The 14,584-nt window shown below is 66.0% G+C and carries 14 protein-coding genes; 8 read left to right on the top strand and 6 right to left on the bottom strand.

Annotation, left to right across the window (positions count from 1 at the left end; translation table 11 throughout):
• Window positions 1–59: 59 nt before the first annotated feature.
• From V0R59_RS27760 to V0R59_RS27745, 4 genes are all read right to left on the bottom strand, one after another.
• Window positions 60–599: a P-loop NTPase family protein gene (locus V0R59_RS27760; RefSeq protein WP_330077793.1), complete on the bottom strand. Its 540-nt coding sequence runs from the start codon at window positions 597–599 to the stop codon at window positions 60–62.
• A 98-nt stretch (window positions 600–697) separates the two neighbouring features.
• Window positions 698–955: an Ada metal-binding domain-containing protein gene (locus V0R59_RS27755; RefSeq protein WP_330077792.1), complete on the bottom strand. Its 258-nt coding sequence runs from the start codon at window positions 953–955 to the stop codon at window positions 698–700.
• Entirely contained in the window at window positions 952–1,536 is a 585-nt protein-coding gene (locus V0R59_RS27750; RefSeq protein WP_330077791.1) for a 2OG-Fe(II) oxygenase, read from the bottom strand. The genes V0R59_RS27755 and V0R59_RS27750 overlap by 4 nt, the downstream gene beginning before the upstream one ends.
• A complete protein-coding gene (locus V0R59_RS27745) occupies window positions 1,523–2,248 on the bottom strand; it encodes a 2OG-Fe(II) oxygenase (RefSeq protein WP_330077790.1) in 726 nt (241 codons plus the stop codon). Before V0R59_RS27745 ends, V0R59_RS27750 begins: the two co-directional genes overlap by 14 nt.
• 221 nt (window positions 2,249–2,469) lie before the next feature.
• Between V0R59_RS27745 and fae the strand changes: the two genes are divergently transcribed.
• The 4 genes from fae (at window position 2,470) to V0R59_RS27725 (ending at window position 6,898) form a co-directional block, all read left to right on the top strand.
• Window positions 2,470–2,982 (top strand): formaldehyde-activating enzyme, encoded by a 513-nt coding sequence (fae, locus tag V0R59_RS27740; RefSeq protein WP_330077789.1) that lies wholly within the window; start codon window positions 2,470–2,472, stop codon window positions 2,980–2,982.
• A gap of 10 nt (window positions 2,983–2,992) precedes the next feature.
• Window positions 2,993–4,027 (top strand): aldo/keto reductase, encoded by a 1,035-nt coding sequence (locus tag V0R59_RS27735; protein WP_330077788.1) that lies wholly within the window; start codon window positions 2,993–2,995, stop codon window positions 4,025–4,027.
• Window positions 4,024–5,457, top strand: a complete 1,434-nt coding sequence (locus V0R59_RS27730; RefSeq protein WP_330077787.1) for an NAD-dependent succinate-semialdehyde dehydrogenase — start codon at window positions 4,024–4,026, stop codon at window positions 5,455–5,457. The genes V0R59_RS27735 and V0R59_RS27730 overlap by 4 nt, the downstream gene beginning before the upstream one ends.
• A gap of 82 nt (window positions 5,458–5,539) precedes the next feature.
• On the top strand, window positions 5,540–6,898 hold the full coding sequence (locus V0R59_RS27725; RefSeq protein ID WP_330077786.1) for an MFS transporter: 1,359 nt from the start codon (window positions 5,540–5,542) through the stop codon (window positions 6,896–6,898).
• 128 nt (window positions 6,899–7,026) lie between these two features.
• Here the strand turns inward: V0R59_RS27725 and V0R59_RS27720 are convergent, their stop codons facing one another.
• Together V0R59_RS27720 and V0R59_RS27715 are read right to left on the bottom strand one after the other, a co-directional pair.
• Window positions 7,027–7,899, bottom strand: coding sequence for a LysR substrate-binding domain-containing protein (locus V0R59_RS27720; RefSeq protein ID WP_330077785.1), 873 nt, complete (start codon window positions 7,897–7,899; stop codon window positions 7,027–7,029).
• Window positions 7,900–7,925: 26 nt separating this feature from the next.
• Window positions 7,926–9,104 carry a hypothetical protein gene (locus V0R59_RS27715; protein WP_330077784.1) on the bottom strand — a complete coding sequence of 393 codons (1,179 nt, stop codon included), beginning with the start codon at window positions 9,102–9,104 and terminating at the stop codon, window positions 7,926–7,928.
• A 197-nt stretch (window positions 9,105–9,301) separates the two neighbouring features.
• On the opposite strand from V0R59_RS27715, the gene V0R59_RS27710 reads away from it, so the two are divergent.
• The 4 genes from V0R59_RS27710 (at window position 9,302) to V0R59_RS27695 (ending at window position 14,555) form a co-directional block, all read left to right on the top strand.
• A complete protein-coding gene (locus tag V0R59_RS27710; protein ID WP_330077783.1) occupies window positions 9,302–10,234 on the top strand; it encodes a LysR substrate-binding domain-containing protein in 933 nt (310 codons plus the stop codon).
• Between the two features lie 253 nt (window positions 10,235–10,487).
• Window positions 10,488–11,912: an aldehyde dehydrogenase gene (gene aldA / locus V0R59_RS27705; protein ID WP_330077782.1), complete on the top strand. Its 1,425-nt coding sequence runs from the start codon at window positions 10,488–10,490 to the stop codon at window positions 11,910–11,912.
• Window positions 11,913–12,013: 101 nt separating this feature from the next.
• Window positions 12,014–13,336 carry an MFS transporter gene (locus V0R59_RS27700; RefSeq protein ID WP_330077781.1) on the top strand — a complete coding sequence of 441 codons (1,323 nt, stop codon included), beginning with the start codon at window positions 12,014–12,016 and terminating at the stop codon, window positions 13,334–13,336.
• 1 nt (window position 13,337) lies between these two features.
• Window positions 13,338–14,555, top strand: a complete 1,218-nt coding sequence (locus V0R59_RS27695) for a mandelate racemase/muconate lactonizing enzyme family protein (protein ID WP_330077780.1) — start codon at window positions 13,338–13,340, stop codon at window positions 14,553–14,555.
• The last annotated feature ends 29 nt before the right edge of the window (window positions 14,556–14,584 follow it).

Here is a 14,584-nt window from a genome sequence, read left to right as displayed (position 1 = left end):
GACCCTGATCAGGTCGGGAAATTCATTTAACGCCGACGAATATGACGAAAGCGTGGCAGTCATTCGCCGGAAATGAGCGCTGGGTCACAGCCGAGGCCGGCCAGGAATTCCGCGCATGCAGCGGCATCGCGCAGGTGCAGCACCGGTACCTGTGGCGCGACGGCCAGGCGCACCTGCTCGATGCCGGGACGGTAATCCGCGTCGTAGGTCCAGACGTACTTGAGGAAGTCGAGGAAGGCCTTGTCCAGGCGTTCCCTGCAGCCGTCCGGCAGATCGGCGCGCGGGCGGTTCAGCAGGCTGCGCAGCACCACCCGGCGCAGGCAGGTGAGGCGCGGGGTGTCGAGCCAGATCACCAGGTCGGCGCGCGGCAGGCGCAGGTCGAAGGTTTTCCGCGCGTAGTTGCCTTCGCAGACCCAACTGTCGCCGGCGACGCCGTCGCTGACCCGCTGGCGAAACACCGCGGTCGGCGCCTCGATCCATCCCGGCTCCCAGAACAAGCGGTCCAGATGCACCACCGGCAGCCCCAGGCGCTGGCCAAGTTGCCGGGCCAGGGTCGATTTGCCGCTTCCCGCGTTGCCGAGTATCACGATGCGTTGCATGGGGCCGTCCGTTGCGCCGAAAAAAAGGCGGGCGAGTGTAGTGCACCGGCCGATGCTTCGGAAGCGCCTGATCAAGATGGCAGCCCTGGCCAGGCCGGTCATTCTGATCGGGTTGCACGCCATCGACGGTACGCCTCGGGCAGGCACACCGCGCAGGGCCGGTAGCCGGCGGCGATGGCGCTGGCTTCGTCGAGGAAGAACACCCGGTGTTTCACATAGCCTCCGGCGGCGATGGCGCGCAGGGCTGCGCGGCAGTCGAGGCGGCCGTAGATGCGACTGTGCCGGTGCCCGCCGAGGCTGCCGCGGACCTCGCTGGGGAAGGGCTGGCCGTTGTGCCCTAGCAGGGTCCAGCTCATGGTGCCGCCGCGAGGTGGAAGTAAAGCTCCAAGCCGAGGCGCTGGCCGCTGCGCACCCGGCTTACGGCCTGCCGGGTGGTGATCGGGTAGTAGCCATTGCCACCGGCGACGGGGCGGCGCTGGCAGGGGAAGAGGGCGATATCGCCGCGGCGCAGGGGCACCACCACGGGCCGGGACTGCATGCGCGGTCGCTGCTCGGTGAGCAGCAGTTCGCCGCCGCTGAAGTCTTCGCCGGGGCTGGAGAGCAGGGCGCTCAGTTGCAGGGGAAAGGCCAGGGTGTCCGTGCCCCGGTGTCGTAGCGGTCGGTAGTCCTGCGCGTCCAGGCGGGTGAAGTGCGACGGGTCGTGGTGCTGGCCGGCTGCGCGGCATTGCGCCTGGAATTGCAGGAACTGCTCCGGGTAGCGGCCGGGCTGGTCGAAGCGCGCGCGCCACTGGTTGGCGACCTCGGCCAGTGCCGGGTAGAAGGTGGCTTGCAGGGTGTGCAGCAGGCCGGACGAGCCGAAGCGACCGTTTTCCAGGTAGCCGGGGAGGATGAGAAAACCGTCCTCGTCGAGGTGTTCGAGCAGGTCAGCGGGCGTCATGGAAGATCACTCCCAGGGTGTGGCGATGGCCGGCCAGCACGCGGCTGACGCCATGGCGCATCAGCACCTTGCGCGAGCCGTTGCGCCGGCCGGGGACCGGACGTTCGGCCACGGCGAACAGGAGCGCGTCGCCTTGTTCCAGGGGCACCACTTCGGCGCGGTGTTCCCGCGAGGAATACTCGGTCAGGCAGAACTCGCCGCCCTCGAAGTCGATGCCGGGGCGGGACAGCAGGATCGCCATCTGCACGGGGAAATGCAGGTCGCCGTAGAGGTCCTGGTGCAGGCAGTTGTAGTCGCCGGCCTGGTATTGCAGGAGCAGGGGCGTGGGGCGCAGCTGGCCGGCGGCGTGGCACTGGGCGAGGAAGCTGGCGAGGGTCGCGGGGAAGCGCGTCGGCTTGTCGAGCCTGGCGTACCAGTCGTTGGCGAGCGCGGCCAGGCAGGGGTAGAAACGCTGCCTGAGACCTTCCACCAGATCCGGTAGCGGGTAGCGAAAATACTGATATTCACCAAGGCCGAAGCCGTGGCGGGCCATGACGATGCGTGAGCGGAACAGGGCGTCCTGTCGATACAGGCCAGCGAGTTCACGGCATTGGCCCGCATCGAGCAGGGCAGGCAGGCGAGCGTAGCCGAACTGGTTCAGGGACTGGTGCAGGGCGGGCCAGTCCGGTTCTGCAGGTGTGGCGGGAAAGGCAAGCTGGAGGCTGGTCTGCATGGTTCGGGCCCTGGTCCGGTGGTGGATTCAGGATAGGTGTCCGGTTCGGGTGGAGAACTCCGTTCCTTGCGTTTGAACCTGCACGGACGTGTAGGAGCAAGGGAAGCGAGGGGCCATGACTTTCCCTCATACCCCCATGACTTTATGTGGTTCCAGCCTCGCCCCGGCGCGGTGATACAAAACCGGCAAACACACCCACCAACAACAAAGAGTGTTTGCAGATGAAAGAACTTGACCTGTACATCGGCGAAGGCTTCGAAGGCCCGGGCGTCAACGCGGCGCACATCAACATCCTCATCGGCCCGCGCAACGGTCCCGCCGGCCAGGCCTTCGCCAACAGCCTCGCCTCGCCGAGCCAGGGTCACTGCCCGTTCATGGTGATCGCCCAGCCGAACATCCCGGTCAAGCCGATGACCCTGTACGTGAACAAGGCCGCCATCGACGGCGACCTGCACGGCAACGCCACCTGGGGCGCGTCCCAGGCCGGGATCGCCAAGGCCGTTACCGAGGCCCTGCTCGACGGCACCCTGCCGGCCGAAGCCGAGGACGAATGGGCCATCGTCACCGCCAACTGGGTCAACCCCGCCTGCGACGACCTCGACGCCGTCTACCTGAATAACTACAACGCCTGCCGCACCGCGATCCGCGCCGCCCTGACCGGCAAGCCGGAACGTGCGCAACTGGCCGACGTGGTCGGCCAGATCAGCAACCCGTTCTACACCCCGAAAGCCTGAGGTCGCCGCCATGCAATACATTCGTTTGGGCAATTCCGGCCTGGAAGTCTCGCGCCTGTGCCTGGGCACCATGAACATGGGCACCCCGGACTGGAAACCGTGGATCTTCGACGAGAAGCAGAGCGAGCCGATCGTGCGCCACGCCCTGGAGAACGGGGTCAATTTCATCGACCTGGCCGACTTCTACTCCGCCGGCGTCGGCGAGGAAGTGGTGGGGCGCATCGTCAAGCGCCTGGCCCGCCGCGAAGACCTGGTGATCACCACCAAGGTCGGCTACGGCACCCGCAGCGGGATCAACGCCAGCGGTCATTCGCGCAAGCACATCATGGACAGCATCGATGCGTCCCTGACCCGCCTGGGCATGGACTACGTCGACCTCTACATGTTGCATTTCTTCGATGTGAACACGCCGGTGGAAGAGACCATGGGCGCGCTCAACGACATCGTCAAAGCCGGCAAGGCGCGCTATATCGGCGTGTCCACCATGCTCACCGGGCAACTGGCGAAGATCCTCCTGTGCTGCGAGCGCAATGGCTGGGTCAAGCCGATCAACATGCAACTGCAACTGAACGTCGCCTACCGCGAGGAAGAACGCGAGATGATCCCGTTCTGCCGCGACCAGGGCCTCGGCGTCTCGGTGTTCAGCCCGCTGGCCCGCGGCCTGCTGACCGGCGACGTGCAATCGACGCGCAACCAGACCGACTTCTTCACCCAGCAGATGTATGCCGACGAGGCCTCCTTCGAGATCGCCCGCTCGGTGCAGCGCGTGGCCCGTGCCCGCGGCGTGTCCAACGCCCAGGTGGCACAGGCGTGGGTCCTGCAGCATGGCGGCGTCGACTGCATGCTGGTGGGCGCCGACACCACCGCGCAGTTCGACAGCGCCCTTGCTGCCCTCGACACCCGCCTGGATGCCGAGGAACTGCAGGAGCTGGAACGCAACTACACACCGTGCGACCTGATCAACGACTACACCGCCGGCAAGCGCATCCTGCGTACCGCGCGCCCGGGTATCGAACGTTTCCTGCTGAGGGAGGCGGTGGCATGAGCGGATTGCTGCGCAACGGCAACTACATCGACGGCCAATGGTCCGGTGGCGGCGCCACCTACGCGGTCAACGACCCGGCCAGTGGCGAGCTGATCACCCAGGTGCAGAAGGCGGGCGCGGAGGAAACCAACCTGGCCATCGCCGCCGCCGAGCGCGCCCTGCCGGCCTGGCGCGGGCTGACCGCCAAGGAGCGCAGCCAGCGCCTGCGCCGCTGGGCCGAGCTGATGCTGGGCAACCAGCGCGAGCTGGCCACGCTGATGTGCCGCGAACAGGGCAAGCCCCTGGCCGAGGCCATGGGCGAGGTGGTGTACGCCGCCAGCTTCCTTGAATGGTTCGCCGAGGAAGCCAAGCGCGCCTACGGCGACGTGATCCCCAGCCACAAGGCCGATGCGCGCATCGTGGTGGTCAAGGAAGCCATCGGCGTGGTCGCCGCGATCACCCCGTGGAACTTCCCCCTGGCGATGGTCACGCGCAAGGTCGGCCCGGCGCTGGCGGCGGGTTGCACTCTGATCCTCAAGCCGTCCGAGGAAACCCCGCTGTCGGCCTTCGCCCTGGCGGTGCTGGCCGAGCAGGCAGGCATTCCGGCCGGCGTGTTCAATATCGTCTCCGGCGATGCCGTGGCCATTGGCGGCGCGCTGCAGGCCTCCAGCGTGGTGCGCAAGCTGTCCTTCACCGGCTCGACCCGCACCGGCAAGCTGCTGATGCGCCAGGCGGCCGATACGCTGAAGAAGGTGTCCCTGGAGCTGGGCGGCAACGCTCCCTTCATCGTCTTCGACGACGCCGACCTGGACGCTGCGGTGAAGGGCGCCATGGCCTCGAAATTCCGCAACACCGGGCAGACCTGCGTGTGCGTCAACCGCTTCTTCATCCAGGACGGGGTGTACGACGCCTTCGTCGCCAGGCTGGCAGAAGCGGTCAAGGCCATGCGCGTCGGTGCGGCGCTGGAAGGTGAGACCGAGCAAGGCCCGCTGATCAACGCCGCCGCCCTGGCCAAGGTCGAGGCCCATGTCGGCGATGCCCTGGAGAAGGGCGCGCGCCTGGTCTGCGGCGGTCGTCGCCACGCCTTGGGCGGGACCTTTTTCGAGCCGACCGTACTCGCCGAGGCCAGCCGCGACATGCTGATCGCCAGCGACGAAACCTTCGGCCCGGTAGCCGCCTGCTTCCGCTTCCAGGACGAGGCCGAAGTGCTGCAGGCCGCCAACGACACGCCGTACGGACTTTCGGCGTACTTCTACAGCCGTGACATCGGCCGCGTCTGGCGCATGGCCGAAGGGCTGGAGGCGGGCATGGTCGGGATCAACGAAGGGGTGATTTCCACCGAGCTCGCGCCCTTCGGCGGCATCAAGGAATCGGGCCTGGGCCGTGAAGGCTCGAAGTACGGCCTGGACGAATACCTGGAGATCAAATACCTGCTGATGGGCGGACTCTGAGCCCCAGGCATCCGCCGCCGGCAGGCTTGCCGGCGGCTTTTCGGCTTCATCTCTACTTCAAGAACAATAACCGGAGACGAACATGTCCGTTAAACCCGTCAAGATCGACGATCTTCCGATCGGTCGCTTCCACCTGAAAATCGCCGGGCTGACCTTCGGCGCGCACTTCACCGACGGCTATATCCTTGGCCTGATCGGCATCGCCTTCACCCTGCTGAGCCCGCAGATGCAACTGGATGCGTTCTGGCAGGGGCTGATCGGTGCCTCGGCGCTGATCGGCCTGTTTCTCGGCAGCCTGTTCTTCGGCTGGATTTCCGATCACCTCGGGCGGCAGAAGATCTTCCTGATCAGCTTCGTCCTGATCACCCTGGCCTCGGTCATGCAGTTCTACGTGGAAAGCGCGGCGGCGCTGCTGTTCTGCCGGATCCTGATCGGCATCGGCCTGGGCGGCGATTTCAGCGTCGGCCACGCCATGCTCGCCGAGTTCGCCCCGCGCAAGCACCGTGGCGTGCTGCTCGGGTCGTTCAGCGTGATCTGGACCTTCGGCTACGTCGCCGCGACCTTCGTCGGCAGCGCCATGCTCAGCCTCGGCGACGATGCCTGGCGCTACATGCTTGCGTCCTCGGCGATTCCCGCCGGGCTGATCCTGCTGGCGCGCATCGGCACCCCGGAGTCGCCGCGCTGGCTGGTCAACCGTGGCCGCATCGAGGAAGCCCGCGCCATCGTGCGCAAGCACCTCGGCGCCCATGTGGTGCTGGACGAGGAGCCCACCGTGGAGCGTCACTCCGGCTACAAGGCGCTGTTCAGCCGCGAGTACCGCAAGCGCACGGCCTTCAACTGCCTGTTCTTCGTGTGCATCGTCATGCCGTACTTCGCCATCTACACCTTCCTGCCCACCATCCTGGCCAAGATGGGCCTGGCCGAGGGCTTTGGTACCGAGCTGATGCTGAACATGCTGCTGATCATCGGCGCGCTGCTGGGGATCTGGTGCACCGTGAAGTTCTCGCGGCGCGGCTTCCTCATCGGTTCGTTCGTGATCCTGGCGGCGGCGCTGTTCCTGCTGGCGGTGCTGCCGGGTAGCGCGGCGTGGCTGATGGTGCTGGTGTTCGGCCTGTTCACGCTGGTGCTGTCGGCGGTGAGCAACCTGGTCGGGGTGTTCCCGGCGGAGAGCTTCCCGACGCCGGTGCGCGCCAGCGGGATTGGTTTGGCCACAGCGGTGAGCCGGCTGGGCTCGGCGGTCAGTACTTTCCTGCTGCCGTTGAGCGTGGCGGGGATCGGGCTGAGTCCGACCATGGGCATCCTGGCCGCGATCCTGGCTTTCGGGGCGCTGATTTCCTGGGCCTGGGCGCCGGAGACCAAGGCACTGACCTTGAGCCAGGCGTGTACGGTGCCGAGTGCTGACGGGGTGAAAACCGAGGTTGTGCCTGGCTTGACCACTTAGTTGCTTTTCCTGGCCCCATCGCTGCGGTTCGGCGCCCCGACAAGCCAGCTCCCACAGGAATCGCGTGCACCGCTGAACCTGTGAGAGCTGGCTTGCCAGCGATGAGGTCGGTAAAAACAATAGAAAAATCAGCCAGTGACCCTTTGCAGCCAGTCAGTGAACAACCCGACTTTCGACAGCCCCTGCTTGTCCCCGGCAACATCCAGCCAATACCCATAAGGCCCCAGCACTTCCAGCGAGTCGATCATCAAAAGGCTGCCCTCGCGCAGCTCCCGCTCGATCATCTGCCGGTCGATCACCGCCAGCCCGCCGCCCGCCAGGGCGGTGTGGATCACCTGGTCCAGGGTGCTGAACTCCAGCCCGCTGGCCACGTCCACATCATCCCGTCCCGTGGCCCCCAGCCAGTTCTCCCAGACCGGCAGGCGCTTGCCGTCATGCAGGATGTGCAGCAGCGGATACGCCCGCAGGTCCGGCGCCACGCCCTCGACGAACAGCTCGGGGCTGGCCACCGCCACATGCCGTTCCATCACCAGCAACTCGCTGTGCCAGTGCTCCGCCGGGCCCAGGCCGAAGCGGATGCGGCAGTCGATCTCGGCCAGGTGCTCGTGGCTGGCCTGGTTGCTGATGCTCAGGCTGATCTCCGGGTAGTGTCGGCAGAAGTCGCGCAGGTGCGAGGACAACCAGCGCGTGCCCCAGGTCGGCGGGGCAAGGATGCGCAGGCGCTGGCGCAGGTTGGGCACGCGCACCGACTGCAGGGCCCGGTCGATCTGGTCGAAGGCGGCCGCCAGTTGCGGTGAAAGGGCCAGGCCGGCCTCGGTCAGGGTCAGGCCCTTGGGCGTGCGCACGAACAGCGCCACGCCAAGGTGATCTTCAAGCTGCTTGATCTGTCGGCTGACCGCCCCCTGGGTGACGTTCAGGTCGAGGGCAGCCTGGCTGAAACTGCGATGCCGCGCGACTTCTTCGAAGACGCGCAGCATGGTGAGCGGGGGCAGTTGACGCATGGACGGGCCCCCGGAACAGGAAGGACTTAGAAGTAATAGCCGATGTTGACGTATACCTGGTTTTCCCACTGGTCGCTACCGCCGGCACCCAGGCTCTGGGTGTAGTTGCTGCCACCGATGTAGGGATCGTTCTTGCCGAACAGCCACTCGGTGGCGATCCACAGTTTGCTCAGAGAGAACGACGAGCCGAGGATCAGCCGCTCGGAGGTGTCCCAGCCCGAAGCCGACTTGTCGAAGGCGCTGTAGTTGGCGTACAGCTTGATGCCGCTGAGCTGGTCGAACAGGTACTTGCCGTCGACGTCGTAGCTCAGGTCGGCGACATAGAAGTTGCCGCGGCTGGCGACGTTGAAGGTGCCGTCGTAGCCGCCGAAAGTGACCAGTTCATCGGTGCCTTCGTTGCGTGGCGACATCTGTTGCCGCGCCGCCATCAACTGCACGCCCCACGGCCCGTTCTTGCCCAGGTAGTGCACGGCCACGGCGTTGCGCCGGCCGTCGTCATGGGTGTCGTTGTTCTTCAGGGTCGAGGTCATGCCGGAGACGCCGACCTCGGACTTCCAGGCACCCAGGTCCACCGAGCGCGCCACCCGCAGCACCGCGGTGTTGCGTTCACGGTTGTCGCTGCCGTCGGCGACGTAGCTGTCGGCGGAGGAGACCACGGTGGAGTAGGTGCGCCCGTTGCTGGTGCCCTTGCCTTGCCAGGCCGGGCGCAGGTAGTAGCCGGCCTGGACGTTCCAGGCGCCGGCCTGCTGGATGTACTTGGCGCCGATCTGCTCGACGTCCTCCAGGCCGATGACGTTGCCCAGGGTCTCGAAGAAGGTGCTGCCGAAGTACGGCTGCAGGCCGAACGGGATCTGGTTGAGGCCGACCTGGACCTGCTGGTCGGGGTTGAACCTGTAGCCGATCCAGGCGGTTTCGGCGAAGGCGATGTCACCGACATTGTTGGTGTACTTGTAGGGGTAGGCGCGTCCGTAGAAACGGTACTTGGCCGCCCCGATCCAGGTGTCGGAGTTGTACTTGGCCGTGAGGAAGGCGGTGTCGAAGTTGAATTTCTGGATGTCGCGGTCCGGGTCGTAGTCCCAGCGGGCGCGCACGGCGCCGCCGAGGTCGAGATTGTCCGTGACCTGTACGGCGAAGGCCGGGACGGCGAGGGCGGACAGGGTGGCAAGACAGACGGACTGCAGGCGCAGTGAAGCAGGGAAGGGCATGGGCGTGGCTCTCGTTGTTGTTATGTGAGACGCGCGCAGTTTTGCCAGCGGGGCGCTGGGCCACAAACGATTAAATGGCGGGGCAAACCTTCGCTGAATGCACGTTACCCCCAGAAAAGTCTGTTTGGCATGTGGGATGTATCCTACGGCTCATGGAATAATCGACACCTTTCCCGTCCCCTGCCCGAGTGCCGTCCATGAAACGCAAGATGCCAGGTCTCAATGCCCTCAAGGCCTTCGAGGTGGCCGGCAGCACCGGCAGCTTCACCCGTGCCGCCGAGCTGCTCAACGTCACCCAGAGCGCGGTCAGCCGCCAGGTGCGCCAGCTGGAGGAACAACTGGGCGAGCACCTGCTGCAGCGTCGTCATCACCACCTCGAACTGACCAATGCCGGGCGCGTGCTGCTGCGGGCCTTGCACCAGTCCTTCGACAAGATCGAGATGACCGTGCGCAGCATCCAGCAGAAGACCCACTCCAACCGCCTGCACCTCAACGCGCCGCCGACCTTCACCCGGCGCTGGCTGATGCCACGCCTGGGGCGCCTGCGTGAGGCCCACCCGGAGCTGGAACTGAGCATCACCACGCAGTTGCAGGACAGCCTGGCCGAGACCGCCACCCTTGACTGCGCGATCCGCTTCGGCAATGGCGAGTGGGACGGGCTGGACAGTTCGCTGCTGATCCAGGAACGGCATATCGCCGTGTGTGCTCCGTCGCTGTATGGCCGCGAGCAGGATGCGCAGGGCATCGACCTGAACCGCATGACCCTGCTGCACGTGCTGGCCCGCGAGGACCAGCGCTACCTGACCTGGAAACACTGGCTGGACGCGGCGCGGATCAGTGGCGTGGATACCCAGGGCGGCTACGAGTTCGACCTGCTGGACCTGGCCATTCGTGCGGCGGTGGATGGCTTGGGGATCACCATCGCCGACTGGCACATGGTCGCCCCGGAGCTGGCCAGCGGGCAGTTGACCCAGGTGCTGAACGTGCATGTCGACGGTCACCAGTCGTACTGGCTGGTGACCCGGCCGGAGCAGCGCGATGCGCCGCAGTTGCAGTTGTTCCACCAGTGGTTGCAGGAGGAGATCTGGCTGGCGCAGCGGCAACTGGAGCCGTCCAGTCCGGCGGGTTGATGGTGCTCTTTCGGGCCTTATCGCTGCAGGGGTATCTACACATCTCTCTCAGGTCTGCGCTCCCACAGGGGCCGCGTTTTCTTTAGCCAAGATGTGTCTATACCCATGCGACGATGAGGCCCGAAAGTAAACCCCCAAACCCACTAACATTCCTTTTTCGAATGTTCCCCCGCGAAATTCATCGTTTGTCCAACCCCCGCCAAATCCCAACACTGCCCGTCAATAACAACGCGACAACGATGGGCGGATTGCGATGCGAATCGAGCGAAATTTTGTTGATGGCCACTTCATCGAGCCTGCCGGCACGGCGCAGATCGCCGTGTACGACCCGGCCACCGAGGCCCTGGTCGGCCAGGTCTCGGCCGCCACCGCGCAGGAGGCCATCGCCGCCGTGGACGCTGCCGCCCGCGCACAGAAGACCTGGGGCAAGCTGACCAGCATCGAGCGCGGCGAGCATCTGCGCGCCTTCGCCGACGCCCTCGAAGCCCGCGCCGTGCCGATCGGCGAGGCCCTGGCCGCCGAGTCCGGCAAGAGCCTGGATGACGCCAGCAACGAAGCCCGCTACGCGGCGCAGATCACCCGCTACCACGCCGAATGGGCGCGCCGCGTCGAAGGCGAGATCATCCCCAGCGACACCCCTGACGAACGCCTGTTCCTGCACCGCGAGGCGATCGGCGTGGTGGCCTGCCTGATCCCCTTCAACTACCCGGTCTACACCCTGCTGCGCAAGATCGCCCCGGCGCTGATCACCGGCAATACGGTGGTGGTGCGGCCCAGCAACAACACGCCGCTGTCGGCCTTCGAGATTGCCCGCGCGGCGGAGCAGGCCGGCCTGCCGGCGGGGGTGCTGAACATCCTGACCATGGACCACGCCACCGCCGCCAGCCTGTGCACGCACAAGGCGGTCGGCCTGATCACCCTGACCGGCAGCGTCAATGCCGGGCGCATCGTCCTCGACTACTGCAAGGAAAACATCGCCAAGCCGTCGCTGGAGCTGGGCGGCAAGACGCCGGTGATCGTCGAGCCCGACGCCGACCTGGAACAGGCCGCCAGCGCCATCGTCGGCTCCAAGACCACCCACTGCGGCCAACTGTGCACGGCGGTGGAGCGGGTCTACGTCCACGAAAGCGTGCATGACCGTTTGCTGGCGCTGCTCAAGGAGAAGTTCGCCGCGGTGCGTTTCGGTGACCGCGCCCAGGACCCGAGCCGCATGGGCCCGCTGGTCAACGCGGCAGCCCGGCGCAACATCCACGCCATGGTCGAGCGTGCCGTCGCCGCCGGTGCGGTGCTGGAAACCGGCGGCTTCATTCCGCAAGGGCCCGGGCATTTCTACCCGCCGACCCTGCTCAGCCACTGCCGCCAGGACATGGAGATCGTCCAGGAGGAGACCTTCGGTCCAGTGCTGGCGCTGCTGAGCTACCACGACATCGACCAGGCCCTGGACATGGCCAACGACCATCAGTTCGGCCTGTCCTCGGTGCTCTACAGCGAGAACTACCGCACCACCATGAAGGTCGCCGCCGCCATCGAAGCCGGCGAGCTCTACGTCAACCGCACCCCGGCCGACCCCTACCAGGGCTTCCACGCCGGCTGGAAACGCTCGGGCCTGGGCGGCGACGACGGCAAGCACGGGATGCTCGAATTCACCCAGACCCGACTGGTGGTCATGAAGTACTGACGATTCCGTACCAAGCTGCACGCAATGCGTGCAGCCGCTTCACCCTCAATAAAAACAATTAACCGGCACGCCTGCCCCGCAGGGTGCCCGAGGTCTCATCCATGTCCAAGCATGCTGCCAATGCTGCCGCTGTCCAGGGATCCGCTGCCCGCTCCGAGGGCAACAGCGACAAGGGAAGTCGCTATTTCCAACTGATGCTGCTGGTGCTCGCCGCCGGCGCGATCTATCCGATCCTCTACCTGCGCCAGGTCTACCAGACCACCATGCTGGAGGTGTTCCAGATCAACCACAGCGAGCTGGGCTACCTGTATTCCATGCTCGGCACCATCTTCCTGCTCAGCTACCTGCCCAGCGGCTGGCTGGCCGACCGCATCGCCCCGCGCTTCCTGATCTTCTTCTCGCTGGTGGCCACCGGTGCCCTCGGCCTGTGGTACGCCACTGCGCCGGGCATGAGCGGCCTGCTGGTCATCTTCGGCTGCTGGGGCCTGACCACCGGCCTGACCTTCTGGGCCTCGGTGCTCAAGCGGGTCAAGATGATCGCCCGGCATTCCGAGCAGGGCCGCTTCTTCGGCATCCTCGACGGTGGTCGCGGCCTGGTCGAGGCGCTGCTGGCGACCGTGGCCCTGGCGCTGTTCGCCATGGCCACCGAGACCCGCGGCGAGTCGGTGGCCGAAGGCTTCCGCCATGTGGTCTACCTGTACTCCTTCACCTGCATCGCCATCGGCTGCGTGCTGGTGATGCTCAAGGACCCCAGGTCCATGGAGGAAGCCGCACCGGTGGAGAAGGGCAAGTACAACCTGCTCGGCGACCTGGCGACCCTGGTGAAGATCCCTGAACTGTGGCTGGTCACTGCCATCGTGTTCTGCGGCTACCACATCTTCTGGGCCACCTACAGCTTCTCCGACTACCTGCAGGGCAGCGGCATGACCGCGGTCATGGCCGGCACCATCACCACCATCAAGCTGTGGATGCGCCCCCTCGGCGGTATCGGCGGCGGCTGGCTGGGTGACAGGTTCAGCAATGTCTCGGTGCTGATCGTCGCCATGCTCCTGGCCACCCTGGGCGTCTTCGGCCTGATCGTGTTCCCCGGCTTGAACAGCCTCGGCCTGCTGATCACCACGGTGATCTTCATCGGCCTGATGACCTACGCCATCCGCGGCCTGTACTGGGCGATCCTGGATACCTGCGACATCCCGCTGCGCATCACCGGCCTGGCCATCGGCATCGTCTCGGTGGTGGGCTACCTGCCGGACACCTTCATCCCGCTGATCAACGGCTACCTCACCGAACACTACCCGGGCGCCCTCGGCTACAAGCTGTACTTCGGCTACATCGGCGCCGTGGGCCTGGTCGGGACCCTCGCCGCAGTGGTCCTGCGCGGCCGGGTCAAACGCAAACAACGTCTTCTGAACACAGGTGCCTGAGATGAAAATCGTCGCCCTCGAAACCCATATCGTCGCCGTCCCGCCACCGCACATCGGCGGCATGTACTGGCTGTTCGTCAAGCTGCGCACCGCCTGCGGCATCGAAGGCGTCGGCGAGATCTACGCCGCCACCTTCGGCCCCAAGGCCATGCTGCCGATCATCGAGGACGTGTTCGAGCGCCATCTGCTCGACCAGGACCCGCACCATGTCGAGCGCTTCTTCCGCCAGGCCTACTCCAGCGGCTTCACCCAGCGTCCCGACCTGACCATGATGGGCGTGGTCAGCGGCCTGGAAATGGCCTGCTGGGACATCATCGGCAAGGCGGCGAACAAGCCGGTGTACGAACTGCTCGGCGGCAAGGTGCATGAGCGCCTGCGCTCCTACACCTACCTGTACCCGGTCAACGCCAAGGGCGAGTACGACTACGACGACCCGGACCTGGCGGCCGAATGCGCGGTGCAGAACTTGAACAAGGGCTTCACTGCGCTGAAGTTCGATCCGGCCGGCCCGTACACCGCCTATTCCGGGCACCAGCTGTCGCTGGAAGTGCTGGACCGCTGCGAGCTGTTCTGCCGCCGGATTCGCGAAGCCGTGGGCAACCAGTGCGACCTGCTGTTCGGTACCCACGGGCAGATGGTGCCGTCCTCGGCGATCCGCCTGGCCCGGCGGCTGGAGAAGTACGACCCGCTGTGGTTCGAGGAACCGATCCCGCCAGGCCAGGAAGACGCCATGGCCCAGGTCGCCGGCAAGACCAGCATCCCCATCGCTACCGGCGAGCGCCTGACCACCAAGTACGAGTTCTTCAAGCTGCTGCAGGCCGGCGGTGCGTCGATCCTGCAGATGAACGTGGCGCGCTGCGGCGGCCTGCTGGAAGCGAAGAAGATCGCCAGCCTGGCCGAGGTGTACTACGCGCAGATCGCCCCACACCTGTACAACGGCCCGATCGGCGCGGCGGCGAGCTTCCAGCTGGCGGCCTGCACGCCGAACTTCCTGATCCAGGAAAGCATCGAGACCTGGGGTGGCTTCCACGCCGAAGTGTTGAAGAAGCCGCTGCAATGGGAGGGCGGCTACATCATCCCGTCCAGCGAGCCTGGCCTTGGCGTCGAGCTGAACATGGACGTGGTGCGCAAGCACACGCCGTACACCGGCCAGCGCCTGCACCTGCAGATGGCGCCGAACCCGGTGGACGTGCGCGACACCTCGCCAGCCAAGGGCTGACCCCGATTACCCGCCCGGCGACGGGCGGG

This window comes from Pseudomonas ulcerans (genome assembly GCF_036324125.1).
Taxonomy (GTDB): Bacteria; Pseudomonadota; Gammaproteobacteria; order Pseudomonadales; family Pseudomonadaceae; genus Aquipseudomonas; species Aquipseudomonas ulcerans.
The sequence above is the reverse complement of the archived record's forward strand: the minus strand, read 5'-3'. Positions and strand labels throughout refer to the sequence as shown.